This is a genomic window from Streptomyces sp. NPDC003943, from assembly GCF_053605265.1.
The window spans coordinates 1-1,888 of sequence record NZ_JBSGIW010000191.1; the positions used below are offsets into that span (position 1 = coordinate 1).

Consider the following 1,888-nt stretch of genomic DNA (forward strand, 5'->3'; position numbering starts at 1 on the left):
GGCTCGCCGACGTCAGCCCGACCTTGACGAGCCCCAGCTCGGTCTGCCCGCGGCCGCGCCCCTGCCATCGGCAAGACACCGCCACCGGGCCTCATGGCGCGGCAGGCCGCCGCCGGGGCCGGGAACGCCGCCGTCGTGCAGATGCTCCGCGAGGCGGGCCACCCGTGGGCCCAGGAGCAGGCCCAGGCCCCGGATCAGCACCTGCACGGCCCCGGCTGCGGCCACGGTCAGCAGGCCGAGAGGCCCGCCGTACAGCGCACCGCCGTACAACACCCCGCCGCACAACACCCCTTCGTCCAGCGCCTCGCCATCGACGACGCGCCGTCGTCCTGGCACGGCGAGGCGGTGCGGCGCTCGGGCGAGGGAGCCGACGGGGTCTTCTTCGTGGGCGGGCCGGGGGCGGAGGTCGTGGTCAAGCCACTGGCGTCCACCGGAAGCGTGGAATACGCCCACAGGTTCCTGGAGCACATGAACATCCGGGCGCCACGCATCGTCCGCCACGCGGTCGACTCACCGGCAGGACAGGCGATCCGCACGCTCCTGCTGAACAACCAGGGCGTCGGCCGGAACCCGGACGAGATCGCGAACCAGCTCGCCACGGCCCAGGCGTTCCTCGTCATGGAGACCGCACCGGGAGCCACGCTGCAGAGCATGGACGCCGGTGCGGCGGTGCAGTACCTGCGCGACGACGCCGCCCTGCGGCAGACCGGCCGCAGCATGGTCGCGGACGCCTTCCTCGGCAACACCGACCGGATCGTGGGCGGCAGGGTCAACCTCGGCAACTTCCTGTACCAGGCGGCGACCGCCATCGCGCCGGCGGCCCAGCTCACCGCGATCGACAACGACTCCCGATTCGCGGCCCCGAGCGTCCGGGTCGGCAGTTCCGGCCGCAAGAGGCTCGACGACACGCTCGACGCGAAGCTCGGCTACATCCGGATGCTGCGCGGTCCCGCCCACGCGAACCCGTTCATCGGCGCGTTCCTGACCAAGTTCCGTGCGGCTCACCACGACCACCCGGAGGTCACCGCGATCCTGGACGACCAGACGCAGTCGGACCCGATCAGGGACCGGCTGGGCGAAGGCGTCACCGCCGCGTTCGCCGATCTCGCGACCGTCTTCGCCGAGCACGCCCTGTTGCTGCGCGCCATCGGTTCCTCCGCCTACGACGAGGCGAGCGCCCCGAACCGGTCCGTCTCCGGCGCCAAGGCCGCCGCCAAGTACGTCGCCGACACCCAGAACGGCCTGACGCACGACGAGGCGGTCGACAGCCTGGTCGCCTATGTGGAACGGCGCGTCGCCAAGGACAAGCTGCCCACGGGCCTCAAGTGGCTGGCGCCGCTGACCGCCTGACCTCACCGGGGACTCGGCATCACCTCAGCCGTTCAGGGCGTTCCTCACCAAGCCGACGCACACGAAGAAGACGACGGCCACCGCCACAGTGACCCCCAGCATGGCCACGGCCTTGACGGCGTTCGGCAGCGCCGACTTGGCGATCTTCACGTTGGCCACCATGCCTGCGGCTCCCACCGCACCGCCGATCGCTCCGCCTATGAAGAGCAGTGCCAGAGGGAGTGCGGCGAGAGCCTTCTGCCAGGGGGTGATCCCGTCGAAGAGCTTCTTCTTGGCGGGCGCTTCGAGGGGGCCGAGCTGCGGTACCTGAGACATGCCTGTTCCTTCCGACGCGTCGTGCGCGCGCAGTCCGGTCAAGGCGAGGACCGCGGGATGACGCGCCCGAGCAGAGCGTGCCCGCGGACCGATCTCGTTGGGCTGGCGGGATCCTAACCGGACCCATTTCCGCCGTGCGGGCCGAGGCGGTGTTCCAGCCGTCGACGCAGAGTTCGAGCCGGGGGACTTCGAGGTCCCGGAAGGCCCATTCCGCGACCGTGGC

General features: G+C 71.3%; 2 protein-coding genes. One reads left to right on the forward strand and one right to left on the reverse strand.

Going from position 1 to position 1,888, the window contains the following annotated elements; genetic code table 11:
* The first annotated feature begins 93 nt into the window (after positions 1-93).
* Positions 94-1,350: a hypothetical protein gene (locus tag ACWEV0_RS35885; RefSeq protein ID WP_453153999.1), complete on the forward strand. Its 1,257-nt coding sequence runs from the start codon at positions 94-96 to the stop codon at positions 1,348-1,350.
* A gap of 24 nt (positions 1,351-1,374) precedes the next feature.
* On the opposite strand, the gene ACWEV0_RS35890 is transcribed toward ACWEV0_RS35885, so the two are convergent.
* Positions 1,375-1,665 carry a hypothetical protein gene (locus ACWEV0_RS35890; RefSeq protein WP_453154000.1) on the reverse strand — a complete coding sequence of 97 codons (291 nt, stop codon included), beginning with the start codon at positions 1,663-1,665 and terminating at the stop codon, positions 1,375-1,377.
* Positions 1,666-1,888 lie beyond the last annotated feature (223 nt).